This is a genomic window from Nonomuraea sp. NPDC046570 (assembly GCF_040645915.1).
Taxonomy (GTDB): Bacteria; Actinomycetota; Actinomycetes; order Streptosporangiales; family Streptosporangiaceae; genus Nonomuraea.
This window is the reverse complement of sequence record NZ_JBEYZF010000003.1, coordinates 268,134-289,125: the sequence shown is the minus strand read 5'-3', so window position 1 is coordinate 289,125 and position 20,992 is coordinate 268,134. Positions and strand designations below refer to the sequence as shown.

Sequence of the window (20,992 nt, the reverse complement as noted above, 5' to 3'; positions counted from 1 at the left end):
GGAGCCCCCATGGATGTGTTGGACCTGTCGCGCTGGCAGTTCGGCATCACGACCGTGTACCACTTCCTGTTCGTGCCGCTGACGATCGGCCTGTCGGTCATCGTGGCGGGACTGCAGACCGCCTGGTACCGCACCCGGAAACCGGTCTACCTGAAGCAGACCAAGTTCTGGGGCCGGCTGTTTCTGATCAACTTCGCGATGGGCGTGGTCACCGGCATCGTGCAGGAGTTCCAGTTCGGGATGAACTGGAGCGACTACTCCCGCTTCGTCGGCGACGTGTTCGGGGCGCCGCTGGCGATGGAGGGGCTGATCGCCTTCTTCCTGGAGTCGACCTTCCTCGGCCTGTGGATCTTCGGCTGGGACAAGCTGTCGCCGAAGGTCCACCTGGCCACGATCTGGATCGCGGCGATCGGCACCAACCTGTCCGCCTACTTCATCCTGGCCGCCAACTCGTGGATGCAGCATCCGGTCGGCTACCGCATCGTCGGCGGCAGGGCCGAGCTCACCGACATCTGGGCCGTGCTCACCAACTCCACGACCCTCGTGACGTACCCGCACGTGATCTTCGGCGCCTTCATCACCGCGGGCGCGTTCGTCGCCGGGGTGAGCGCCTGGCACCTGGCCCGCCGCCGCGACGTCGAGCAGTTCCGTGGCACGGCCCGGATGGCGATGGCCGTCACGGTGGCCGCCTCGATCGGCGTCGCGATCTCCGGCCACTGGCAGGCGCAGCTCATGACCGAGCAGCAGCCGATGAAGATGGCCGCCGCCGAGGCGCTCTGGGAGGACGAGACGTCGGCCGGGTTCTCGCTGTTCGCCGTCGGCGACGTCGAGAACGGCCGCAACCACATCAACCTGCAGATCCCGTACGGCCTGAGCCTGCTGTCCACCAACACCCTGGACGGCAAGGTCGAGGGCGTCAACGACATCCAGGCCCGGTACGTGGAGCAGTACGGCCCCGGCGACTACCGCCCGGTCGTCGGCCTGGCCTACTGGTCCTTCCGCCTGATGATCGGCTTCGGCGTGCTGGCCGCGCTGCTGGCCGCGGCCGGGCTCTGGGCGACCAGGCGCGGGCGGTTGCCCGAGGGCCGCTGGTTCTACCGGCTGGCGCTGCTGGGCATCGGCCTGCCGTTCCTCGCCAACTCCATCGGCTGGATCTTCACCGAGGTCGGCCGCCAGCCCTGGACCGTGTTCGGCATGATGCGCACCGCCGCCGCCGTCTCGCCCGGCGTCGACGTCACCGAGGTGGCCATCACGCTGGTCGGCTTCACCCTCGTCTACGCCGTCCTCGCCGCCATCGAGATCCGGCTCCTGGTCAAGTTCATCCGGATCGGTCCTCGCGACGAGGACGAGCCCGCCGACGCCGCCCCGGCCCTGTCGTACTAGAGGAGTCCCCCATGGAACTGACCACCGTCTGGTTCGTGCTCATCGCCGTCCTGTGGACCGGCTACTTCGTCCTGGAGGGCTTCGACTTCGGCGTCGGCATCCTGCTGCCGTTCCTGGGCCGCGGCGACGCCGACCGCGGCACCCTGGTGCGCTCCATCGGCCCGCTGTGGGACGGCAACGAGGTGTGGCTGGTGGTGGCCGGAGGCGCGACCTTCGCCGCCTTCCCCGAGTGGTACGCGACCCTGTTCAGCGGCTTCTACCTGCCGCTGTTCCTCATCCTGCTCGCGCTCATCATGCGCGGCGTCGCCCTGGAGTACCGGAGCAAGAGCGACAGCACCAAGGGCTGGGACCGGGCCTTCTTCTGGGGCTCGGCGGGCCCGGCCTTCCTGTGGGGCGTGGCCTTCGCCAACATTGTGCGCGGCGTGCCGCTGGACGCCGACCACGAGTACACCGGAACCCTGCTCACCCTGCTCAACCCCTACGCGCTGCTCGGCGGCCTCGCCACGCTCGCCCTGTTCACCCTGCACGGCGCGGTGTTCCTGGCGCTGAAGACCGGCGGTGAGCTGCGCGGGCGCGCGGTCGCGGCCGTACGCGTGGTCGGCCCGGCGACCCTGGTGATCGGCGGGGCCTTCCTGGTCGCGACGCAGCTGCAGGCGGGCAAGCCGGTCACCTGGATCTCGGTGGCGGTGGCCGCGCTGGGCATCGCGGGTGCCCTCGCCGCGACGCTGCGCGGGCGCGACGGCTGGGCGTTCGCGGCGAACGCGCTGGCCATCGTGGCGGTCACGGTCACCCTCTTCGCGAACCTGTGGCCGAACGTGATGCCCGCCCTCGACCCGGCGCACAGCCTCACCGTCGACAACGCCGCCTCCTCGCCGTACACGCTGGGCGTGATGACCTGGGTCGCGGCCGTCTTCACCCCCGTCGTCCTGGCCTACCAGGGCTGGACCTACTGGGTGTTCCGCCGCAGGCTCACCACCGTGGTGAGCTGACGGGCCCGTCCGAAGGACCATGGGACAGAGGTCTTTCGGCCCTGCCCGGGCACCGCCCCGGATGATGCGCTGGCTTCATCACGCGCACACCGGAGGAAGTTCCCGTGATCCTGAGAAACGCGGTCGAGGCGGCGACCTGGCCCTCCTTCGCGCAGCGGGAATACCTGGGCGCGCGGGAGTGGGGGCGCGAGCCCCCTTCTACCACCCGGCCTGCGCGAGTTCATCCGCCACCACCTGTGCTCCGATGCCCAGCCGCAGATGATCATGCGGCTGGGCATCGTCTTCGAGGACACCCCGTCCGTCCGGCGGGACCTGTCGGAGGTGCTGGACGGGCCGAAGGTCCCCTGAGGCGGGGACCTTCGGGGTCTCGCGCCCGAGCCGTAAGGCACTGCCCGCGCCCCCCGGAACACGGTGTGATCGATGTACGGCAACGGCAGCGAAACCACACGGAAAGGGGGCCGTCATGGCCACCACGTACGGGCGGGAAGTCCCCACCAGACCTGTCATGGACGCTGAGCCGCGACCGGCCGCGGCACGTCCGGTCGACTACGTCTGGGCGGTCGCGCGGATCGGCATCGGCTGGGTGTTCCTCTGGGCGTTCCTGGACAAGGCCTTCGGCTGGGGCCTGGCCACGCCCGCCGGAAAGGCCTGGCTGGCGGGCGGCAGCCCCACGACCGGGTTCCTCAAGGGCACCGGTGAGAACGCCCTGGGCGGCTTCTTCTCGGCTCTGGCCGGACAGGTCTGGGTCGACTGGCTGTTCATGCTCGGCCTGCTCGGCATCGGCGCCGCCCTCGTCCTGGGCGCCGGGCTGCGGATCGCCGCCGTCGCCGGTGGCCTGATGATGCTGATGATGTGGGCGGCCGAGCTGCCGCTCGCCAACAACCCCTTCATGGACGAGCACCTCGTCTACGCCGTCGTGCTGGCCGGCCTGGCCCTGACCAACGCCGGGGACACCCTCGGCGTCGGCAGGTGGTGGGGCGGCACCCCGCTGGTGCGGCGGTATCCGGTCCTTCGATAACCCCCGGTGACGACGCCCACCCTCCCCACGGGTGGGCGTTTCGTCGTGGAGGTGGAAAGCTATGTCGATATGGCAGACCTTGAGCCTCGATCCTTGCTTCCCCACCTGCGGCTGGACGACCTGCTGTCCGAGCTGCAGTCCCGCCTGGAGGCGGTACTGGCCACCCGGGACCGGGTGCACGCGCTGCTGGAGGCGGTCGTCTCGGTGGGCAGCGATCTCGACCTGGAGACGGTGCTGCGCCGGATCGTGGAGACCGCCACCACCCTGGTCGACGCCTCCTTCGGCGCGCTCGGCGTGGTCGGGCAGGAAAGCACGCTGGTGCAGTTCATCCCGGTCGGGCTGAGCGAGGAGGAGATCGCCAAGATCGAGCACTGGCCGCACGGGCTCGGCCTGCTCGGCCTGCTGATCAAGGAGCCGCGGCCGCTGCGGCTGGCCCACATCTCCGACCACCCCGAGTCCTACGGTTTCCCGCCCGGCCATCCGCCGATGGGCTCATTCCTCGGCGTCCCGATCAGGGTGCGCGAGGAGGTCTTCGGCAACCTCTACCTCACCGAGAAGCGCGGCGGCGGAGAGTTCGACGAGGAGGACGAGGCGATCGTCATCGCGCTGGCCACCGCGGCCGGTGTGGCGATCGAGAACGCCCGCCTGTTCGAGGAGACCCGGCGCAGGGAGATGTGGCTGACGGCCTCCTCGGAGATCACCACGAGCCTGCTGTCCGGCGCCGACCCGCAGGAGGTGCTGAGGCTGATGGCCAGGCGGGCCCGCGAGATGACCGACGCGGACATCGTCGCGATCATGCTGCCCGCGCAGAACCGGCAGATGCTGCGGGTGGCGATCGCCGACGGCGAGCACGCCGACCGCCTCGAACACGCCACTGTCTCCGTCGACGGCTCGCTGGCCGGGCAGGCCTTCCTCGGCGGCGAGCCGGTACTGGCGACCGACCTGCCCGGCGGGGAGCTGCGGAGCGTGCTGTCGGAGCACGTGAAGGTCGGCACCTCGGCCGCCGTACCGCTCGGCCCGGCCGGGACCGCGCGCGGCGTGCTCGCCGTGGGCAAGCGCTCCGGGCGCATCCCGTTCAGCCAGATCGAGTTGCGCACCCTGCACGCCTTCGCCGGGCAGGCGGCGCTCGCGCTGGAACTGGCCGACACGCGCAAGGACGCCGAACGGCTCGGCCTGCTCGAGGACCGCGACCGGATCGCCAAGGACCTGCACGACGTGGTCATCCAGCGCCTGTTCGCCATCGCCATGACGCTGATGAGCGCGGTCCGGCTGGTCGACCAGCGTCCCGAGGCGTCCAACCGGCTGCAGCACGCCATCGACGAGCTGGACGAGACCATCCGGCAGATCCGCTCCACCATCTTCGCCCTGCAGGCGCCCAGCGGCGACAGCAGCCTGCGCGCCCGCATCGTGGAGCTCGTCGAGAGCGCGCGCGGCCACCTGGGCTTCATGCCCGGGCTGCGAATGGAGGGCCAACTCGACAACCAGGTGCCCCAGGAGATCGCCGGCCACCTGCTCGCCGTCCTCCGCGAAGCCCTCTCCAACGCGGTACGGCACGCCAAGGCCACCAGAATCGACGTCTCGGCCGAGGTGGCCGGCGGGCGCCTCACCCTCACCGTCCAGGACGACGGGGTGGGCCTGCCCGCCGACGGCAGGCGCAGCGGCCTGCGCAACCTGGAGGAGCGCGCCACCCAGCTCGGCGGCTCCTTCGCGATCACCGCGCCGGAGAAGGGCGGCACCTGCCTGAGCTGGAGCGTGCCGCTGCGCTAGCGGTTACGGTCGGCCTTCAGGCGGGCGGCCAGCGCCGCCGCCTGGGTGCGCCGCTGCATGCTGAGCTTGCTCAGCAGGTTGGACACATAGTTCTTGACCGTCTTCTCGGCGAGGAACAGCCGCTCGCCGATCTGCCGGTTCGTCATGCCTTCGCCGATGAGTTCCAGGATGTGCCGCTCCTGCTCCGACAGCGCGGCCAGCGGGTCCCGCTTGGCCGCCTGGTCGCGCAGGCGCTGCAGCATCGCGGCGGTGGTCTGCGGGTCGAGCAGCGACTGCCCCGAGGCGACCGTGCGCACGGCGCCGACCAGGTCCGAGCCGTGGATCTGCTTGAGCACGTAGCCGGAGGCGCCCGCCATCACGGCGTCGAACAGCGCGTCGTCGTCGGCGTACGAGGTCAGCATCAGGCAGGACAGCTCCGGCAGGCGGGAGCGCACCTCGCGGCACACGTCCACGCCGTTGCCGTCGGGCAGCCGGACGTCGAGAACCGCGACGTCGGGCTTGAGGGCGGGGATGCGGGCCACGGCCGACTCGGCGGTGCCGGCCTCGCCGACCACCTCGATGTCGTCCTCGCCGTCCAGCAGCGCGGCCACGCCCCGCCGTACCACCTCATGGTCGTCCACCAGGAACACGCGAATCATGCCTTTGACGTTAGCCTCCGTTCGACCCTGCTCGGTAGGGCACAAGGTCCCTGCGTGGGTCGGGTAGCACGTCAGGCCGCCGGGGCAGGTGTTTCGGCGGTGAGTCTGCCGTCGGCCATCGTCAGCACGGTGTCCACCATCGAGAGGGTGGCCAGGTCGTGGGTGACCATGACCGTGGACAGGCCGTTCTCTCTGGTCAGCTCGGCCAGCAGGGACACGATCCGCTCGCCTCGGTGGTGGTCGAGCGCGCTGGTGGGCTCGTCGACGAGCAGCACCTCCGGCCGGTTCATCAGCGCGCGGGCGATGTTGACCCGCTGCCGCTCGCCGCCGGAGAGCTGGTGCGGGCGCTTGTCCTCCTTGTCCGCCAGGTCCATGGCCAGCAGCAGCTCGCGCGCCCGCGCCGCCGCCGCGCGGGTGGAGCGGCCGGCCAGGTCGGCCATGACCAGGAGCTGGTCGAGGGTGGTGAGCGAGGCCAGCAGGTTGGACTGCTGGAACACGATGCCGACGTGGTCGCGGCGGATCCGCGTCCTCGCGGCCTGGCTCGCGGCCGACACCTCGTGCCCGGCGATCGAGACCGTGCCGGAGGCGGGCGTGATGAGGGTCGCGGCGACGGCCAGCAGACTCGACTTGCCCGAACCGGACGGGCCCACGACGGCGGTGAACTCGCCGGGCGCGACGGCAAGGTCCACATGGTCGAGCGCGGTCAGCGTACGGTCCCCGTCGGGGTAGGTCAGGACGATGTCGGTGAGCTTGAGTGTCATCGGGAGGCTCCGAGGGCGGTCAGCGGGTCGACGGAGGTGATCTTGCGGATGGCCAGGGCCGCGCCGGTGGCGCCGAGCAGGATCATCACGGCGACGGGGACGACGGTCGTGGCGGCCGACAGCACGAACGGGACGGTGCCCTCGGCGAGGGCGCCGAGGGCCGCGCCGATCGCGCCGCCGATCCCAGCGCCGAGCAGCAGCACGATGACGGCCTGGGCGAGCGCGTCGCGCAGCAGGTAGGCGGTGCTCGCGCCGAGCGCCTTCAGTACGGCGACGTCGCCGCGCCGCTGAATGGTCCACACGGTGAAGAACGCGCCGATGACCAGCGCGGAGATGGCGAACAGGAAGCCGCGCATGAGCTGCAGCGACCCGTTCTCCGAGGAGTAGGAGCCGATCGCGGCGGGCGCGTCGGCCAGCGGCACCGTGGTGGTGCCGAACCGCTCGTCGGCGGCGGCGAGGGCGGGGTCGCCGCTGGTGCGCAGGGCCAGCACGGTCGCCACGGTGCCGGTCTCGCCCTGCTGGGCGATCGACTGCCAGTCGCCGATGCTGATCCAGGCGACCGGGGTGTGGCTGTAGGAGGCGCTGACTCCGCTGACCGCGACGGTGAAGTCACGGCCGGAGATCCGCGCCTTGGCGCCGGCGGCCAGGCCGCTCTCCTCGGCCAGCGCGGCCGACAGCACGACCGTGCCGGTGTCCGGCACGCCGCCCGACGCCTTGGCGGGTTCGCCGCCGGGCCGTACCCCGAACAGCGCGGCGGACGCGCTGCGGTCGTCGCCGGAGGTGAGGCGGCCCATGCTGACGCCGATCGGCTCGGCGGCGACGCCTGGCTCCTTCCGCCAGGCCTCCCAGGTCTTCTCGGCGATCCGGCTGTCGGAGAAGGACGGCTTCTCGGTGGCGAAGACGATGTGGTCGGCAGGGAGGTTCTCCACGGCCGAGATGTTCTCCTGGGCCAGCCCGGCGGTGAGGCCGGACAGCATGGTCACCAGGAGCGTGATGAGCAGGACGACGGCACCCATGAGGGCAAATCGTCCTTTGGCGAAACGCAGGTCTCTGAGCGCCACGAACACGGCGCATCCCCCCGTTTGGACATGAGCTGAACTGGACGCCTCCCACCCTGGGCCGGTGGCCCACCCCCGCGCATCGTGAGGATGATCCGCACGGGCTCACCCCTTCGGACGGCCGGAAATCCACCTTTTGAACGATGCGACAAACCGGATATGTCGCTACGCTGAGTGAGAAATGATGGACTTTCCGTTCCCGCCCGCGCTCCGGCTGCTCAGGTGGGCCATTCACGGCACCTTCGCGGTCCTGCTGGTCATCGCGGTCGTCGGGGTCGCGCACGAGGGCCGTACCATCCTCGTGGTGTGCGGGGTCCTGCTCGGCGTGCTGTACGCGGCGGGACTCTTCATCGAGGGGCGGCTGCCGCACTTCGGCGGCCACACCCACCTGCTGCTGGGCCGGATCTGGCTGGTGGCGGTCACGGCCGGCTGGGCCGCGCTGGCGCTGAGCTCGCCGCGGTTCGTCTGGCTCGCCTTCCCGCTGTTCTTCGCCTACCTGCACCTGCTGCCGCTGGCGGTCGCGCTACCCGGCGTCGTCGTGCTGACCGCCGCCGCGATCGCCACGGCGAGCTGGCACGCGGGCGGCCTGACCGCCGCGCAGGTGATCGGGCCCAGCATCGGGGCGGCGGTGGCCACCCTCATGGCACTCGTCTACAAGGCGCTGTACGCCGAGAGCGAGCAGCGCCGCCTGCTCATCGACGACCTGGTCGGCACCCGTACCAAACTCATCCGGGTGGAGAGCGAGTCGGCGCGGCTGGCCGAGCGCGAGCGGCTGGCCAGGGAGATCCACGACACCCTCGCCCAGGGCATGTCCAGCATCATCCTGCTGCTGCGCGCGGCCCGCCGCGACCTCGCCGACCGGCCGGAGGAGGCCGAGCGGCGGATCACGGAGGCCGAGCGCGCCGCCCAGGAGAACCTGGAGGAGGCGCGCAACTTCGTCCGCGCGCTGGCCCCGCCCGCCCTGCGGCACTCCACGCTGACCGCCGCGCTACGCGGCCTCAGCGACTCGGCCGCCGCCGGAACCCCCACCAAGGTGCGCTTCGAGGTGGCGGGCACTCCGGTGCCGCTGCCCGCCGACTACGATTTGGCGCTGCTGCGCATCGCGCAGGGCGCGCTCGGCAACGTCAGCCGCCACTCCGGCGCCGAGCGGGCCGGGGTGACCCTCACCTACCTGGAAGACATGGTCGTGCTGGACATCGTCGACGACGGCCGGGGCTTCGACCCCGCCCAGACCCCCGCGGGCACAGCCGGCACGGGGTACGGCCTGCGCGCCATGCGCGACCGGGTCACCGCGCTGGGCGGCGGCCTCACCGTCGAGTCGGCCCCGGGGGAGGGCACCGCGGTCGCCGCCACCCTGCCCCTGCCCGCCACCGGGGAGCGGCGATGACGACGCCGATCCGGATCCTCCTGGTGGACGACCACCCCGTCGTACGCTCCGGCATCCGCGCCATGCTCGCCGGGCAGCCCGACTTCGAGCTGGTCGGCGAGGCCGCCACCGGCGAGGAGGGCGTCGAGGCGGCCCGCGCGCTCGCCCCCGACGTCGTCCTGATGGACCTGCAGCTCGGCGCGGGCATCCACGGCAGCGAGGCGACCCGCCGCATCGTCGCCCTCGGCGGCCCCCGGGTCCTGGTGCTCACCACCTTCGACACCGACGCCGACATCCTCGCGGCCATCGAGGCGGGCGCGACCGGCTACCTGCTCAAGGACGCCCCCTCCGACGACCTGCACGCCGCGATCCGCTCGGCCAGGACCGGCGCCAGCGCGCTGGCGCCCAGCGTCGCCTCCCGCCTGCTGGGCCGGGTACGCACCCCCGACGCCACGCTCAGCCCGCGCGAGCTGGAGGTCCTCGGCCACGTCGCCGCGGGCCTGTCCAACCGGCAGATCAGCAAGCGGATGTTCCTCAGCGAGACGACCGTCAAGACCCACCTCGTGCACATCTACGCCAAACTCGGCGTCGACTCCCGCACGGCCGCCGTCGCCGTCGCCACCAGGAGGGGCCTCATCCGCCCCTCCTGAGGGAGTTCCAAGCGCCGGCACAAGCCGCTCACGCGCCGATCCGCTCCATCACCGGCTCCGCGACGGCGAGGTCGCGGTACCGGCCCGAGTGGAAGACCAGCGGCTCGCCGCCCTCCCGGTGGAAGTGCTCCACCTCGCCGATGAAGATGCGGTGGTCACCCGCCTCGTAGGTGGTAACCGTACGGCAGGCGAAGGTCGCCAGGCTCCCGGCGAGGATCGGCAGGCCGTACGGCGAGGGCCGGGTCGGCACCCCGGCGAACTTGTCCGGCGCCGGCCGGGCGAACCGCTGCGACAGGTGATCCTGCCCGGCGGCCAGCACGTTGACCGCGAACCGGCCCGCCCGCAGGAAGAGCGGCGCGCTGGGCGCCTGCCGGGACAGGCACCACAGCACCAGCGGGGGATCGAGCGACACCGAGGTGAAGGAGTTCACCGTCACCCCGGCCCGCTCCCCGTGCGGGACGGCCGTGGTGACCACCGCGACCCCGGTCGCGAACTGCCCGAGCGCGTCACGTAGCGATCTCACGGCGCCCTCCTCAGGCTCCGGCCCGCGCCAGGTAGGCGCGCGCCTTGTCGGGGTCCAGGAACCACTCGGCGTAGTCCGACGGGTCGTCGAACCCGTTGACGAACCGGGACGCCACCTCGGGCAGTTCCCCGGCGGCGCCGAGCAGCTCCAGCACGTGCGGCGGCGGCGGGGCGAGCAGGGCGTTGGTCCAGGTGGTGACGTGCCGGGCGGTGGCCCAGTAGTCCTCGAAGGCCCGCTCCATCCAGGCCGCGTCGAACGGCCGCTCGCCGCGCTCCAGGATCGCCCCCAGGTAGGAGGCGGCGCACTTGGCGGCGTTGTTGGAGCCCTGCCCGGTGATCGGGTCGTTGAGCACGACCACGTCGGCGACCCCGAGCACCGGCGCGCCCGACGGCAGGACGGCGACCGGCCTGCGCACGGTGGGCGCGAACCGCCCGGTCAGCGTGGCGCGCTCGTCGGTCAGCTCGATCCCCGCGCAGCGCTCCGCCTCCCACGGCAGGAACGTCTCCAGGATCCAGCGGCTCCTGGCCAGGTGCTCGGCCGGGGTGCGGACATCGGCCCAGCAGTCCATCGGACCGCCGGGGACGCCCTCGAACACCATGATCTCGCAGGGGCCGGAGACGGTGAGCGCGGGGAAGACGAAGTACTCACCGACTCCGGGGATCAGGTTGAAGCACACCGCGGAGTGCTCAGGACGCGGGCTCAGGCCGTTCACGTAGGTGAGCCCCAGCGCGCGCTGCGGCGCCTCGTACGGCGAGCGCGCGGCGTCCCGCTCGAACAGCGAGGCGATCGGCCCCTTGCCCGCGGCGACCATCACCAGGTCGTACTGCGCCGCGTACGCCTCCAGGTCGGCGGCCGTCGCGTCGTGCACGACGACCTTCCCACCGAGCCGCTCCACCTCGGCCAGCCACACCGGCATCTTCAGCCGCTGGTCGACCGAGCGGGCCGGCCTGTCCAGCCTGGCGGCCCAGCCGATCGCCTTGCCGCCGTCCGGGCCGGGGACCGCGAACTGGATCCCCTCGATCGGCGGGCACTCGTCCGCCCAGTGGTCCAGCCCGAGGTCGCGCTCCAGGCCGAGCGCGGTGCCGAACATGGCCTGGCCCGACATCGGCCGGCCGGCCCGGAGGTCCTCGGGCGTCCGGTTGGAGACGACGGTGACGTCGTAGCCGTTCCGCAGCAGGCCGAGCGCGAGGTGCAGGCCCGCCTGCCCGGCACCGACGATCAGGATTCTGCGCATGGGAGTGTGTCCTCTCAGAAGAAGTGGGGGTCGGATCGGCGCCTGATCAGAAGGTACGGCGCGCGGCCCCGCACGGACTATCCGCTCAGCGCGGATCTCGTCCACCTGGCGCGGCTCATCCCCGGCGCAGCGTCTCCGAGGGCGCCTGGCCGTACCTGGCCCGGTAGGCGGCGGCGAAGCGGCCCTGGTGCAGGAAGCCCCAGCGCGCGGCCACATTCGTCACCGTGCAGCGGGCGGGGTCGCCGGACGCCAGGTCCTCGTGGACCCGGGTCAGGCGCACCTCCCTCAGCCGGGCCATCGGGGTCACGCCCAGGTGGCCGCGGAAGCCCTCCTGCAGGGAGCGGCTGCTGACCGCCACCGCCCGCGCGATGTCCTCGGTGGTGAGCGGCAGGTGGGCGTGCTGCTCGATGAACTCCACCGCCCGGCGTACCACCTTGGGCACCGCGGGCGGGCTGGGCGCGGTCAGCCGATCCCGGTAGTTGGACGGCTGCATGGTGAGCAGGGAGGCCAGCAGGGCGTTCTCCAGGTGGGCGACGGCCAGCGGCTGCGCGGTCAGGCCGTCGTCGTGCTCGGCCTCCCTGACCAGCAGGTCGACCATTCCGCGCCAGGCGCGCGCCCAGCCCGTGGTCAGGTCCATGCCCAGGTCGAAGACGATCGGCCGGTCGATCCGCTCGCCCAGCATCTGCTCCGCGGCGCGCTCGACGGCGGGGCGGTCGAACTTCACGATGAGCTGCGGGCAGCCCGCCGCCCAGCGCATGTCCAGGTGCCGGGTCGGGGACGGCAGCGAGGCCAGCGCCGGGGTGGAGACGATCTCCTGGTCGCCGCAGCGGATCAGGCTGCGCCCGGCGAGCGGGATCTGGACCAGGAAGAACGACTCCAGGTCGCCCGGCTCGATCCGGACGTCCGCGCCGTAGTCCAGGTAGCTCACCCGGACCGCGTCCAGGCCGGCCGAGTTGAAACGCGCCGACAGCAGGGACGAGTCGCCGGTCAGATCCAGGCGGTGCGGGCAGAACACCCGCGACACCTGCTCGCGGACCTCGTCGAGGTCGTCGCTGGCGAAGAGCGGTCTACCGCCGAGCAGGACCTCTCGCCGCGAATCCGCCATCGATGTCTCGCTTTCGGAAGCCCACCGCACCTGCCCGCCGCTGCGAGATCATGGCCGATCCCAGATCGGTGGTCTATGCAAAAATGCACAGACCCGAGGGTTCTCCCGGGCGACGCTCCGTGTTCAGCATCCGTCACCTTCTGTTGGCGGTCCAGCGAATCCGCGATCAGGCTCGGACGCCGTCGAAGATCCTCCGGGCGCAGCGCTCGCAGAGCGCGCATCCAGCAGGCCGTCGAACCGCGCCGGCGGTCTACGGCGTGGACCCCATAGGGTTCGATCATGGACTGGCGGAGCTGGCACGATGAGTACGATCTTCCGGATTCGTCTCTGGCGCGGCGGTTGCGGGCTGTCCAGGAGCGGATCCGGGTGGCGCTGGACGGCTGCCCGCCCGGTCCGCTGAAGGTGGTCAGCCTGTGCGCGGGACAGGGGCGCGACCTGCTCGGCGTCCTGGCCGGCCACCCGCGCCGCGATGACGTCCGCGCGCGGCTGGTCGAGGTGGATCCCGGCAACGTCGCGTTCGCCAGGAACCTGGCCGCCGGGCTGGACGGGGTCGAGGTGGTGATGGGGGACGCCGCGCTCACCGACCACTACCTGGGCATGGTGCCCGCCGACCTCGTGCTGGTCTGCGGGCTGTTCGGCAACATCACCGAATCGGACATCGAGCGCACCGTCGACCACTGTGTCCGGCTCTGCGCCACCGGCGCCACCGTGATCTGGACCCGGCACCGCGAGCCGCCCGACCGGGTGCCGCTGATCTGCGACTGGTTCGAGGCGCGCGGCTTCGAGCGGCAGTGGGTGTCGGACCCGGACGCGGGCTTCGGCGTCGGCGCGCACCGCTTCACCGGCAGGCCGCAACCCTTGACAGCCGGCGCGAGCATGTTCACCTTCGTCGGGTACGACAGGTTCTGATCGGCCTTCCTCTGAGAGTGAACGCGCCGGCCCATTACCGCCGCCGTACAGGCTTGTGAGCGGACATTCTGTAAGCTTCAGGGCGTAGTTATGATCATTGACGGAACCCGGATACCACGTGACACACTGACCGGGATCTGACCGGAGTCGCCAGGGGAGGGACGGAACAATCGTGGGCGCGTCAAGGAGGTCACAGGACGTGCTCAGGTCACTCCCGTTCGTGGCCATCGTGGTCGTCGCCATCACCGACGTGCTGGCGGGGCCCCGCCTCGGGTTCCTGCCGCTGCTCACCCTCGGGCCGACGTTCGCCTCGGTGTCCGGCAGTGTACGGCGCACCGCCATCGTCGGCACGCTGGCCGTGGGCGTGTGCCTGCCGCTCGCCCAGTACAACGGCCTGCTGGGCAAGGCGCAGAACAACCTGACCATCGCCACCATCGTCGGCGTCACCGGGGCCAGCATGGTGGCCAGCCACCTGCGGATCAGGCGGGAACGCGAGCTGGCCAACGTCCGGATCGTCGCCGAGGCCGCCCAGCGCGTCCTGCTGCGGCCGGTGCCCCGCCGGGCCGGCGACCTGCGCATCGCCCTGTCCTACACCTCCGCCGCCGCGGAGGCCCAGATCGGCGGCGACCTGTACGAGGTGGTCGTCACCACGGCCAACGGCGTCCGCCTGCTCATCGGCGACGTCCAGGGCAAGGGGCTGGCCGCCGTGGAGACCGCCGCCTGGGTGCTCGGCGCCTTCCGCGAGGCCGCCTACGACGAGCCGGACCTGTCCGGCCTCGGCGACAGGCTGGAGACCAGCCTCGCCCGCCACCTGGACGCCGAGCAGTTCGTCACCGCGATACTCGCCGAAGTGCACGAGGACGAGATCACCCTGCTCAACTTCGGGCATCCCGCGCCGCTGCTGCTGACCGGCGACGGGCAAATCAGCGAAGTGGACCTGCCGAACGAAGGGGTGCCGCTCGGGCTGGGCGGGCTGGGGGCGGGCGTGCCCAAGCCGTACCAGGTGCCGTTCGGGCAGGGCGACCAGATCCTCTTCTACACCGACGGCGTCATCGAGGCGCGCGACGACGGCGGTGCGTTCTACCCGCTGCTCGCGCGGGCGGACATCCTGCAGTGCGTCGACCCGCAGGCCGCGCTCGACGACCTGCGCGCCGACCTGCTCGACCACGTCGGCGGCCCGCTACCCGACGACGCGGCGATGCTCCTGCTGCAACGCCAGGCGGCCTGACCCCGGCCGGTCAGCCGGGGATGCGGCGGCCGGAGAGTTGTTCGGCCCGGATGACGACGTAGTGGTCGCGTTCGCCCGGGGTCCACAGCGTCAGCGGGAGTTCGGCCAGCCCGGCCAGCTCGCGCGGGTCGTGGACGGCGCGGGCGTGGCCGACCGCGGTGACCGACCAGCCCGAGCGCAGGTCCGGGTCGAAGTCGTCGGCCTCGAACGCCACCACCGCGTTGCGGGTGGCGGCGGCCAGCGTGGACCCGGCGGCGGTACGAAGGACGATGTCCGTACCGTCGAGGCAGTAGATGACCGGCTGGACCGCGGGCAGCGCGCGGTCGGTGAAGACGACCCGCCCGATCCTCGCCGACGCCAGCATGCGCAGGCACTCCTCGGGGGAGAGCACCTGCAGGCCTGCCGAGTCCACTGTCATACCACCCAGGCTGCCCGCCCCTCACACCGCCCGCTCAGGGACGAAGGTCCCAGGAGTCACGCCGATCGGCCCTCCTGCCCGTCCCCCAACCGGAACGAGGCCTGGAACCGCGCCGCATGACCATGCCCCCGCAGGATGAGCACCCCGAGGGCGTACCCGCTCGGATTGCCCGCACCGACCGCACTGTAGACCTCGAACCCCTCCGGTACGGCCAGCGTCAGGTGCGGCGAGCCCTCCACGCTCCACCTGCCGCGCAGCACCCGGTCCGGCGGGAGTTCGAGGCGGCACACCTCCCGCAGCCACTCGTGCCCGAGCCCATCCGGCAGGGCCGCGTGCGCCGGGTCATGCTCCGGGTTGTGATCCGGCTCGAAGACGCCGTCGCCGTGGAAGGCCCACTCCAGGGCCGCGGGCCTGGCGAGGGCGGCGGTGAAGTCGTCGGTCCAGCCGTCGCCGTCGAGCGTGACCGTGCGGCGCAGCACGTGGCCGTCCCAGGCGGACTCGGCCGTGAGGTGACGGGGCGAGGAGTCGAGCAGCCGCCCGGCGTGCTCGGGCTGCCGGGCGTCGTCGACGGTCACGATGTTGTGCGCCACGGGGGAGCGCAGCCATGTCGTGAACTCCGAGCCGTAACCGCTGGTGCCGAGGTCGAGGCTGGACCAGCCGGTGGAGGTCTCCACGTCCACGTTGAGCTTGTCGCGGTGGTCGTGCCAGCCGCTGTCGGGGCCGAACCGCATCGCCAGCCGTACCCGCGGGGAGTGCAGGAGGCCGATTCCGGCGTGCGGCCAGACGAACGACCGCTCGCGCCCGGCGTCCGCCGGCAAGGGGAGGTCGTCGGGGCCGAAGACCAGGGCGGCGACGGAGGAGCGGCCGGTCAGCTCCGTCGTGTGGCCGGGCGGGAACTGGCTGCCGGACCACAGGCGGACCGGGCCCGGACGAGGTTGCGTGTAGTAGCGCGCGAGGGTCGAGGGCGTCTCGGGCAGCAGCGTCCAGGCGGCCTCGGCCTGGGAGGCGAAGTCGCCGACATGGCACTCCTGCCAGCCGTCGCCGTAGGCGGGCAGGCGGCTGTCGGCGTAGGCCAGGCGGGGCGGCGCGGTGATCGCCAGGGACAGGCGCTGCGCCGCCCCCTCGGACAGGCCCTCGCGGCCGGCCGCCTCCCGGTAGGAGAGCAGGGCCGACACCGTGTAGTAGTGGTAGTGCGGGTTGATCTCGTACCACAGGCCCTCGGGGTGGAAGCCCTGCCTGATCTGGGCCTCCGCGCCGAACTCGCCGTCCCGGCACCAGGCGAGCAGCTCGGCGTCCCCCACCCGGACGGCGCACTCGGCGATCGCCGCGATCAGCCAGCAGGGGATGTTGTGGATGGCGCCGGCCTGGGGGCGGAGCAGGTCCGCGATCGCCCGCGCCATCGCGTTCACCGCGGCCGACGTCGCGGGGCTCAGCACGTCGCCCGCCCAGCGCAGCGACCTGAACAGCCCGATGGCCCAGACCGCCTCGTCGAGGCTCTGCGGGTGGACGCGGCCCCGGCCGGCGTTGGAGCCGTGCGGCGCGTAGGCCAGGTAGTCGCGGGCGTACGTGGTGAAGATGCGTTCGAGCTCGTGGTGGGCGGCCGTGACCTCCTGCGGGTCGGCCGACAGGCGGATCAGCAGGGCGGCCCGCTGCGCCTGGGCCGCCGCCGCGTTGTGCATCGTCGTGCGCCACGCCCCGTCCCAGGGCTCGCCTGTGTAGCACCGGTCGCACTGGGTGCAGGCGTGCAGGGTGGGCAGGGACACGTCGAACCGCAGGGGCGCGCCGTCGGCGTCGCAGTAGTAGTGGTGGGTCCACGCGGAGCGACCCTGGGGGCCCGGGATGACGAGGTCGAGCGCCCAGCGGGCGAAGCCCTCACTGATCGCGGCGAGCACGTTCGCGGCCCAGGGGCGGGTCGCGACGCGCTGCCGGAGTCGGGGCCAGTCGGGGGAGTACGAGGCGGCTGCCTGATGCGCCGACGCGTCACTGCGGGTGGTCATGCAGCATCTTTCGCCCGCGGGGCCGCCCCGGAAACTCGATCCTCAGGTGAGCGTGCGGGTGAAGGCGTCAGGGGGCGGTAGTCCAGCAGGGGCGCGACCAGGTCGGAGCAGGTCGGTCAGGGCGCCGGCGATCTCCGGGCAGCGTGACGAATCCGTGCCCTGTGTGACCTCCCGGGTCAGGGCAGGCTGACCGTGAGGCGGTGCGCGAGGCCGGTGTTCCTGCGCAGGCCGAGGCGGTGGACCGCCAGCTCCAGCGCCTCGCGCGCGCCGACCAGGACGACCCACGCCTTCGCCCTGGTGACCAGGGTGTACAGCAGGCGGCGGCGCAGCATGATGCCGCCGGACTCGGCCACGATCGGCGCGACCACGAACGGGTACTCGCTGCCCTGGGAGCGGTGCACGCTGATCGCGTAGGCGTGGGTGAGCTCGTCCAGCTCGTCGAAGCCGTACTCCACGCTCTCCCCGTCGTCGGTGCGGATCTCGACGAGCCGGTCCTGCGGGCTGACCGCGGTGACCACCCCCGTCTCGCCGTTGAAGACGCCTTTGTCGTAGTTGTTGCGGATCGGCATCACCCGGTCGCCGACCCGGAAGACCGAGGAGCCCGCCCAGTGCTCGGCCACGCCGTCCCTAGCCGGGTTGAGCCGCTCCTGGATCATCCTGCCCAGCTCGGCCGTCCCGGTCGCGCCCTTGCGCAGCGGGGACAGCACCTGGACCTGGCCGGGATCCACGTTCTGCTTGCGCGGGATCGCCACCGTGGCCAGGTGGACGACCCGCTCGGCCACCTTCACGGGATCGTCGAGCTCCTCGAACCAGAAGCCGCCCCGGCCGGGGAGCGCGGGCAGGTGACCGGCCCGGATCCGGTGCGCGGCCTGGACGATCCCGCTGCCCTCGGCCTGGCGGAAGACGTGCGTCAGCCGCATCCGCGCGATCGCCTCCACCCGCAGCAGGTCGGCCAGTACGCTGCCGGGCCCGATGCTCGGCAACTGGTCGCTGTCGCCGACCAGCAGCAGGTGGCTGCCGGGCGGGACGACCGAGGTGAGCCGGGTGGCCAGGTGCAGGTCCAGCATGGACGCCTCGTCGACCACGATCAGGTCGGCCTGCGCGGGCGTCTGCTCGAACAGCAGGTCGGGGTCGGGCTGGTGGGCCAGCATCCGGTGGATGGTCATGGCGGGCATGCCGGTCAGCTCCGACAGGCGCTTGGCGGCCTTGCCGGTGGGGGCGGTGAGGGTGACCGTGCCGCCCGACGCCCGTACGGTCGACGCGATCGCCCGCACCGTGTGGCTCTTGCCGCAGCCGGGGCCGCCGGTGATGATCGAAACCGTGCTGGTCAGCGCCATCGTCACCGCCGCCCGCTGGTCCTCGTGCAGCGCCTGGTCCTCCTCGTGGGCGCGGATGGGCAGGGTGGAGCGGGCCTGCCAGAGCCTGACCAGGTTGGCGGTCAGGGCCAGCTCCCTGCTGTGCAGCTCCTTGGCGTACACCACGACCTGGCCCGGAGTGTCGAACGAGGATTCGACGACCACCGCGCGCTCGGCGGTGAGCGCGTCGACCATCCGGCGGACCAGCGGTTCGTCCTGGCCGGTCAGCTCCGCCGTGCGGGCCAGCAGGGTGGTCAGGGGCAGGTAGCAGTGGCCCGCCGAGGTCTCCAGCCGGTCCATGATCGCCGCCTTGATGCGCTGCGGGCTGCGCTCCGGCACCCCGGAGCGCAGCGCGATCCGGTCGGCGGTGGCGAAGGCGATCCCCCGCACCCGGCCGATGAGCCGGTACGGGTCGGTGGCCAGGACGTCGCCCGAGTCGGCGCCGAAGACCTGGTAGATCTTCGCGGCGAGCAGCGGGCTGATGCCGAAGCCTTGCAGGACGACCATGAGCGCGGCGATCGCCTTCTGCTCCTGCCACGCCTCGACGATCTGCGCCTGCCGTACGGTGCCGATGTTGACGACCTCGGTGAGGCGTTCGGGGGCGGTGTCGATGACGGTCAGGGTGGTGTCGCCGAAGTGGCTGACGATGGCGTGCGCGAGGCGCGGGCCGATGCCGCGTACCAGGCCGGAGCCGAGGTAGACGCGGATGGCGCGGACGGTGGCGGGGACCACGCGCTCGCACGCGGTGACCGTGTAGCGCCTGCCGTGCCGCGGGTGCTCGCCCCACCCGCCGGCCAGCCTGACCGCCTCACCGGGTTGCACCCCGGCCAGCGCCCGGCCGGCGGCGATGAAGTCGGGCAGCCCTTCGGCGCTCAGCCGGGCGATCGTGTAGTCGTCCTCCCGGACGTACACGAGCTGCTCGACAGAGGCCTCCACGACAGAGATCCAACCATCTCCCCACGCCACCGCACCACTTGGGCCAGGTGCGGAGTCGTCAGCGCCCCGGCCGCTGCCCGCCGGCGCCCGGTTCTCCGCCCACCTCACGCAGGTCACTTCCACGCGACTCCCGGCCCGTCCACACCGCGACGGCGCCGAGCACCGAGACGACCATGACGAGCACCGCCACGGATCCGATGTTCGTGCCGCCGCCGCCACCGCCGGCGGCGGCGAGCAGGCCCCCGGCCGTCAGCGGTAAGAATCCGGCGATCAACGCCCCGGCCTGATAGGCCACGGAGACCCCGGTGGAACGGACCTCGGTCGCGAACATCTCGTTAAGCATGGCGGCGAGTGTCGCCGCCATGCAGACCGCGATCAGCGCGACAGGAGCCCACCAGACGGCAGGCCCGCCTGGCCGATCGCGGTGATGAAGCCGCGCCGCTCCGGCGGGGCGTGTTCCGCGGCGAGCAGCGCCGCGCCGCCCCACTCGCCGCCGACGGCGATGCCCTGGACGAGCCTGAACAGGACGAGCAGCATCGGCGCCGCGATCCCGATCTGCTCGTACGTCGGCAGCGCGCCGATCAGGCCGCTCCCCACCCCCATCATGATCAACGTCACCAGCAGGACCCGCTTGCGGCCCACCCGGTCTCCGAGGTAACCCAGCACGATGCCGCCGAGCGGGCGCGCGACATATCCGGCGGCGAGCGTCGCGAACGAGGCGACGGTGCTGAGGGCGGGGCTGAGATTGCTGAAGAACAGGGGCCCGAAGACCACCGCCGCGGCCGAGGCGTACAGGGAGAAGTCGTAGTTCTCGATCGTGTTGCCCAGGTAGCCCGAGAGCGCGACCCGGCGCACCTCGTCCGCTGAGGAGGGAGATCTGGTGCCGGGAGCCGCGCCGTCTGTGGTGGACAAGGTCGTCTCGCTTTCCTGTCGGTGAGATGGGGCACGCGGCGGCTCACCCCGACCTTCCCGCCAGCGGTGGGGACGAGAGTATCCTCTCTTGAGGGAGAGTCAAGAGCTTTGGGCATGGCCGCGCTCTGGCTCAAGAAGGATCACGGCAGTCGACCCAGGTGAGGACGTGCGTGCCCCGCAACCGCCAGGACATCCCCCGAGACGAACGCGTGTCGGTCATCCTCGACGTGGCCTTGCGTCTGTTCGTCGATCGCGACTTCGACGCCGTGACGATGGTGGACATCGCGCGCCGGGCCAACATCCGGAGCGGCGCGCTGTACTGGTACTTCAAGTCCAAGGACCACGTGCTCGCCGCCGTTCTGCGACGGCTCGGCGATGAGGAGGTCGCCCGGCTCGCCCAGTTCCCCGCCGACGTCGGGCCTGCGGTGCGGCTCATCTGCTACCTCACCGACCTTCGGCCGCTACGCGCGCTGCACGTCGCGGCACACGCGCGGATGGGCGGCTCGGAAGTGGTGGCCGCCGCCCACGATTCCTTGATCGAGCAGGTCCGGGCGCTGACCGACGCCGCCATCGCCGGGGATGTGCGGTTCGACCGGGCGCTCGCGGTGGACGCCGTCGTCGCGGCCTTCGAGGGCGCGAGCATCGCGGCCGACCCGTCCCGCAGCGCGACCGACATCGTGCGGTTCCTCCTCGACCAGCTACTCGAGGCACCTCTTGACTCTAATTCAAGAGCCTGATTCCATGG

Annotated in this window: 20 protein-coding genes; 9 read left to right on the top strand and 11 right to left on the bottom strand. The window is 71.9% G+C overall.

The features are described from left to right. Positions 1 to 9: 9 nt before the first annotated feature. The 4 genes from ABZ911_RS07430 (at position 10) to ABZ911_RS07415 (ending at position 5,157) form a co-directional block, all read left to right on the top strand. Positions 10 to 1,383, top strand: coding sequence for a cytochrome ubiquinol oxidase subunit I (locus tag ABZ911_RS07430; protein ID WP_358052925.1), 1,374 nt, complete (start codon positions 10 to 12; stop codon positions 1,381 to 1,383). Positions 1,384 to 1,394: 11 nt separating this feature from the next. After that, positions 1,395 to 2,372, top strand: a complete 978-nt coding sequence (gene cydB / locus ABZ911_RS07425; RefSeq protein WP_358052923.1) for a cytochrome d ubiquinol oxidase subunit II — start codon at positions 1,395 to 1,397, stop codon at positions 2,370 to 2,372. Between the two features lie 505 nt (positions 2,373 to 2,877). Next, complete coding sequence (locus ABZ911_RS07420; protein ID WP_358053267.1) at positions 2,878 to 3,390, top strand: hypothetical protein; 513 nt, start codon at positions 2,878 to 2,880, stop codon at positions 3,388 to 3,390. Positions 3,391 to 3,459: 69 nt separating this feature from the next. Beyond that, the gene (locus tag ABZ911_RS07415; RefSeq protein WP_358052921.1) at positions 3,460 to 5,157 is read left to right on the top strand and encodes a GAF domain-containing sensor histidine kinase; all 1,698 of its coding nucleotides are present in this window, start codon (positions 3,460 to 3,462) and stop codon (positions 5,155 to 5,157) included. Here ABZ911_RS07415 and ABZ911_RS07410 read toward each other — a convergent pair. The 3 genes from ABZ911_RS07410 to ABZ911_RS07400 all read right to left on the bottom strand — a co-directional run bounded on the left by ABZ911_RS07410 (position 5,154) and on the right by ABZ911_RS07400 (position 7,623). Continuing rightward, positions 5,154 to 5,795 carry a response regulator transcription factor gene (locus ABZ911_RS07410; RefSeq protein WP_358052919.1) on the bottom strand — a complete coding sequence of 214 codons (642 nt, stop codon included), beginning with the start codon at positions 5,793 to 5,795 and terminating at the stop codon, positions 5,154 to 5,156. The genes ABZ911_RS07415 and ABZ911_RS07410 overlap by 4 nt on opposite strands. 71 nt (positions 5,796 to 5,866) lie before the next feature. Continuing rightward, a complete protein-coding gene (locus ABZ911_RS07405; protein ID WP_358052917.1) occupies positions 5,867 to 6,556 on the bottom strand; it encodes an ABC transporter ATP-binding protein in 690 nt (229 codons plus the stop codon). After that, a complete protein-coding gene (locus ABZ911_RS07400) occupies positions 6,553 to 7,623 on the bottom strand; it encodes an FtsX-like permease family protein (protein ID WP_358052915.1) in 1,071 nt (356 codons plus the stop codon). The genes ABZ911_RS07405 and ABZ911_RS07400 overlap by 4 nt, the downstream gene beginning before the upstream one ends. Positions 7,624 to 7,795: 172 nt before the next feature. On the opposite strand from ABZ911_RS07400, the gene ABZ911_RS07395 reads away from it, so the two are divergent. Together ABZ911_RS07395 and ABZ911_RS07390 are read left to right on the top strand one after the other, a co-directional pair. Next, complete coding sequence (locus ABZ911_RS07395; protein WP_358052913.1) at positions 7,796 to 9,001, top strand: sensor histidine kinase; 1,206 nt, start codon at positions 7,796 to 7,798, stop codon at positions 8,999 to 9,001. After that, positions 8,998 to 9,630, top strand: coding sequence for a response regulator transcription factor (locus ABZ911_RS07390; RefSeq protein WP_358052911.1), 633 nt, complete (start codon positions 8,998 to 9,000; stop codon positions 9,628 to 9,630). Before ABZ911_RS07395 ends, ABZ911_RS07390 begins: the two co-directional genes overlap by 4 nt. A gap of 28 nt (positions 9,631 to 9,658) precedes the next feature. On the opposite strand, the gene ABZ911_RS07385 is transcribed toward ABZ911_RS07390, so the two are convergent. From ABZ911_RS07385 to ABZ911_RS07375, 3 genes are all read right to left on the bottom strand, one after another. Then, positions 9,659 to 10,153, bottom strand: a complete 495-nt coding sequence (locus ABZ911_RS07385; RefSeq protein ID WP_358052909.1) for a flavin reductase family protein — start codon at positions 10,151 to 10,153, stop codon at positions 9,659 to 9,661. A gap of 10 nt (positions 10,154 to 10,163) precedes the next feature. Next, positions 10,164 to 11,387: a styrene monooxygenase/indole monooxygenase family protein gene (locus ABZ911_RS07380; protein WP_358052907.1), complete on the bottom strand. Its 1,224-nt coding sequence runs from the start codon at positions 11,385 to 11,387 to the stop codon at positions 10,164 to 10,166. Between the two features lie 115 nt (positions 11,388 to 11,502). Next, complete coding sequence (locus ABZ911_RS07375; RefSeq protein WP_358052905.1) at positions 11,503 to 12,492, bottom strand: AraC family transcriptional regulator; 990 nt, start codon at positions 12,490 to 12,492, stop codon at positions 11,503 to 11,505. 279 nt (positions 12,493 to 12,771) lie between these two features. On the opposite strand from ABZ911_RS07375, the gene ABZ911_RS07370 reads away from it, so the two are divergent. After that, the gene (locus tag ABZ911_RS07370) at positions 12,772 to 13,401 is read left to right on the top strand and encodes a class I SAM-dependent methyltransferase (RefSeq protein WP_358052903.1); all 630 of its coding nucleotides are present in this window, start codon (positions 12,772 to 12,774) and stop codon (positions 13,399 to 13,401) included. A 199-nt stretch (positions 13,402 to 13,600) separates the two neighbouring features. After that, a complete protein-coding gene (locus ABZ911_RS07365; RefSeq protein ID WP_358052901.1) occupies positions 13,601 to 14,629 on the top strand; it encodes a PP2C family protein-serine/threonine phosphatase in 1,029 nt (342 codons plus the stop codon). Between the two features lie 10 nt (positions 14,630 to 14,639). Here the strand turns inward: ABZ911_RS07365 and ABZ911_RS07360 are convergent, their stop codons facing one another. The 5 genes from ABZ911_RS07360 to ABZ911_RS07340 form a co-directional block, all read right to left on the bottom strand. Further along, positions 14,640 to 15,047, bottom strand: a complete 408-nt coding sequence (locus ABZ911_RS07360; protein WP_358052899.1) for a pyridoxamine 5'-phosphate oxidase family protein — start codon at positions 15,045 to 15,047, stop codon at positions 14,640 to 14,642. A gap of 56 nt (positions 15,048 to 15,103) precedes the next feature. Further along, the gene (locus tag ABZ911_RS07355) at positions 15,104 to 17,044 is read right to left on the bottom strand and encodes a heparinase II/III family protein (protein WP_358052897.1); all 1,941 of its coding nucleotides are present in this window, start codon (positions 17,042 to 17,044) and stop codon (positions 15,104 to 15,106) included. Between the two features lie 176 nt (positions 17,045 to 17,220). Continuing rightward, positions 17,221 to 19,335: an ATP-dependent RecD-like DNA helicase gene (locus ABZ911_RS07350; RefSeq protein ID WP_358052895.1), complete on the bottom strand. Its 2,115-nt coding sequence runs from the start codon at positions 19,333 to 19,335 to the stop codon at positions 17,221 to 17,223. Positions 19,336 to 19,393: 58 nt separating this feature from the next. Next, on the bottom strand, positions 19,394 to 19,678 hold the full coding sequence (locus tag ABZ911_RS07345) for a hypothetical protein (RefSeq protein WP_358052893.1): 285 nt from the start codon (positions 19,676 to 19,678) through the stop codon (positions 19,394 to 19,396). A gap of 32 nt (positions 19,679 to 19,710) precedes the next feature. Beyond that, complete coding sequence (locus ABZ911_RS07340) at positions 19,711 to 20,247, bottom strand: MFS transporter (protein ID WP_358052891.1); 537 nt, start codon at positions 20,245 to 20,247, stop codon at positions 19,711 to 19,713. A gap of 170 nt (positions 20,248 to 20,417) precedes the next feature. Here ABZ911_RS07340 and ABZ911_RS07335 point away from each other — a divergent pair, with 170 nt between their 5' ends. Continuing rightward, complete coding sequence (locus ABZ911_RS07335) at positions 20,418 to 20,984, top strand: helix-turn-helix domain-containing protein (RefSeq protein WP_358052889.1); 567 nt, start codon at positions 20,418 to 20,420, stop codon at positions 20,982 to 20,984. Positions 20,985 to 20,992: the final 8 nt, after the last annotated feature.

Bases quoted from the DNA above. Each gene is read 5' to 3' on its own strand.
- ABZ911_RS07430 (WP_358052925.1), top strand. From the start codon at position 10: ATGGATGTGTTGGACCTGTCGCGCTGGCAGTTCGGCATCACGACCGTG.
- cydB (WP_358052923.1), top strand. From the start codon at position 1,395: ATGGAACTGACCACCGTCTGGTTCGTGCTCATCGCCGTCCTGTGGACC.
- ABZ911_RS07420 (WP_358053267.1), top strand. From the start codon at position 2,878: ATGGACGCTGAGCCGCGACCGGCCGCGGCACGTCCGGTCGACTACGTC.
- ABZ911_RS07415 (WP_358052921.1), top strand. From the start codon at position 3,460: ATGGCAGACCTTGAGCCTCGATCCTTGCTTCCCCACCTGCGGCTGGAC.
- ABZ911_RS07410 (WP_358052919.1), bottom strand. From the start codon at position 5,795: ATGATTCGCGTGTTCCTGGTGGACGACCATGAGGTGGTACGGCGGGGC.
- ABZ911_RS07405 (WP_358052917.1), bottom strand. From the start codon at position 6,556: ATGACACTCAAGCTCACCGACATCGTCCTGACCTACCCCGACGGGGAC.
- ABZ911_RS07395 (WP_358052913.1), top strand. From the start codon at position 7,796: ATGATGGACTTTCCGTTCCCGCCCGCGCTCCGGCTGCTCAGGTGGGCC.
- ABZ911_RS07390 (WP_358052911.1), top strand. From the start codon at position 8,998: ATGACGACGCCGATCCGGATCCTCCTGGTGGACGACCACCCCGTCGTA.
- ABZ911_RS07380 (WP_358052907.1), bottom strand. From the start codon at position 11,387: ATGCGCAGAATCCTGATCGTCGGTGCCGGGCAGGCGGGCCTGCACCTC.
- ABZ911_RS07375 (WP_358052905.1), bottom strand. From the start codon at position 12,492: ATGGCGGATTCGCGGCGAGAGGTCCTGCTCGGCGGTAGACCGCTCTTC.
- ABZ911_RS07370 (WP_358052903.1), top strand. From the start codon at position 12,772: ATGGACTGGCGGAGCTGGCACGATGAGTACGATCTTCCGGATTCGTCT.
- ABZ911_RS07360 (WP_358052899.1), bottom strand. From the start codon at position 15,047: ATGACAGTGGACTCGGCAGGCCTGCAGGTGCTCTCCCCCGAGGAGTGC.
- ABZ911_RS07355 (WP_358052897.1), bottom strand. From the start codon at position 17,044: ATGACCACCCGCAGTGACGCGTCGGCGCATCAGGCAGCCGCCTCGTAC.
- ABZ911_RS07345 (WP_358052893.1), bottom strand. From the start codon at position 19,678: ATGCTTAACGAGATGTTCGCGACCGAGGTCCGTTCCACCGGGGTCTCC.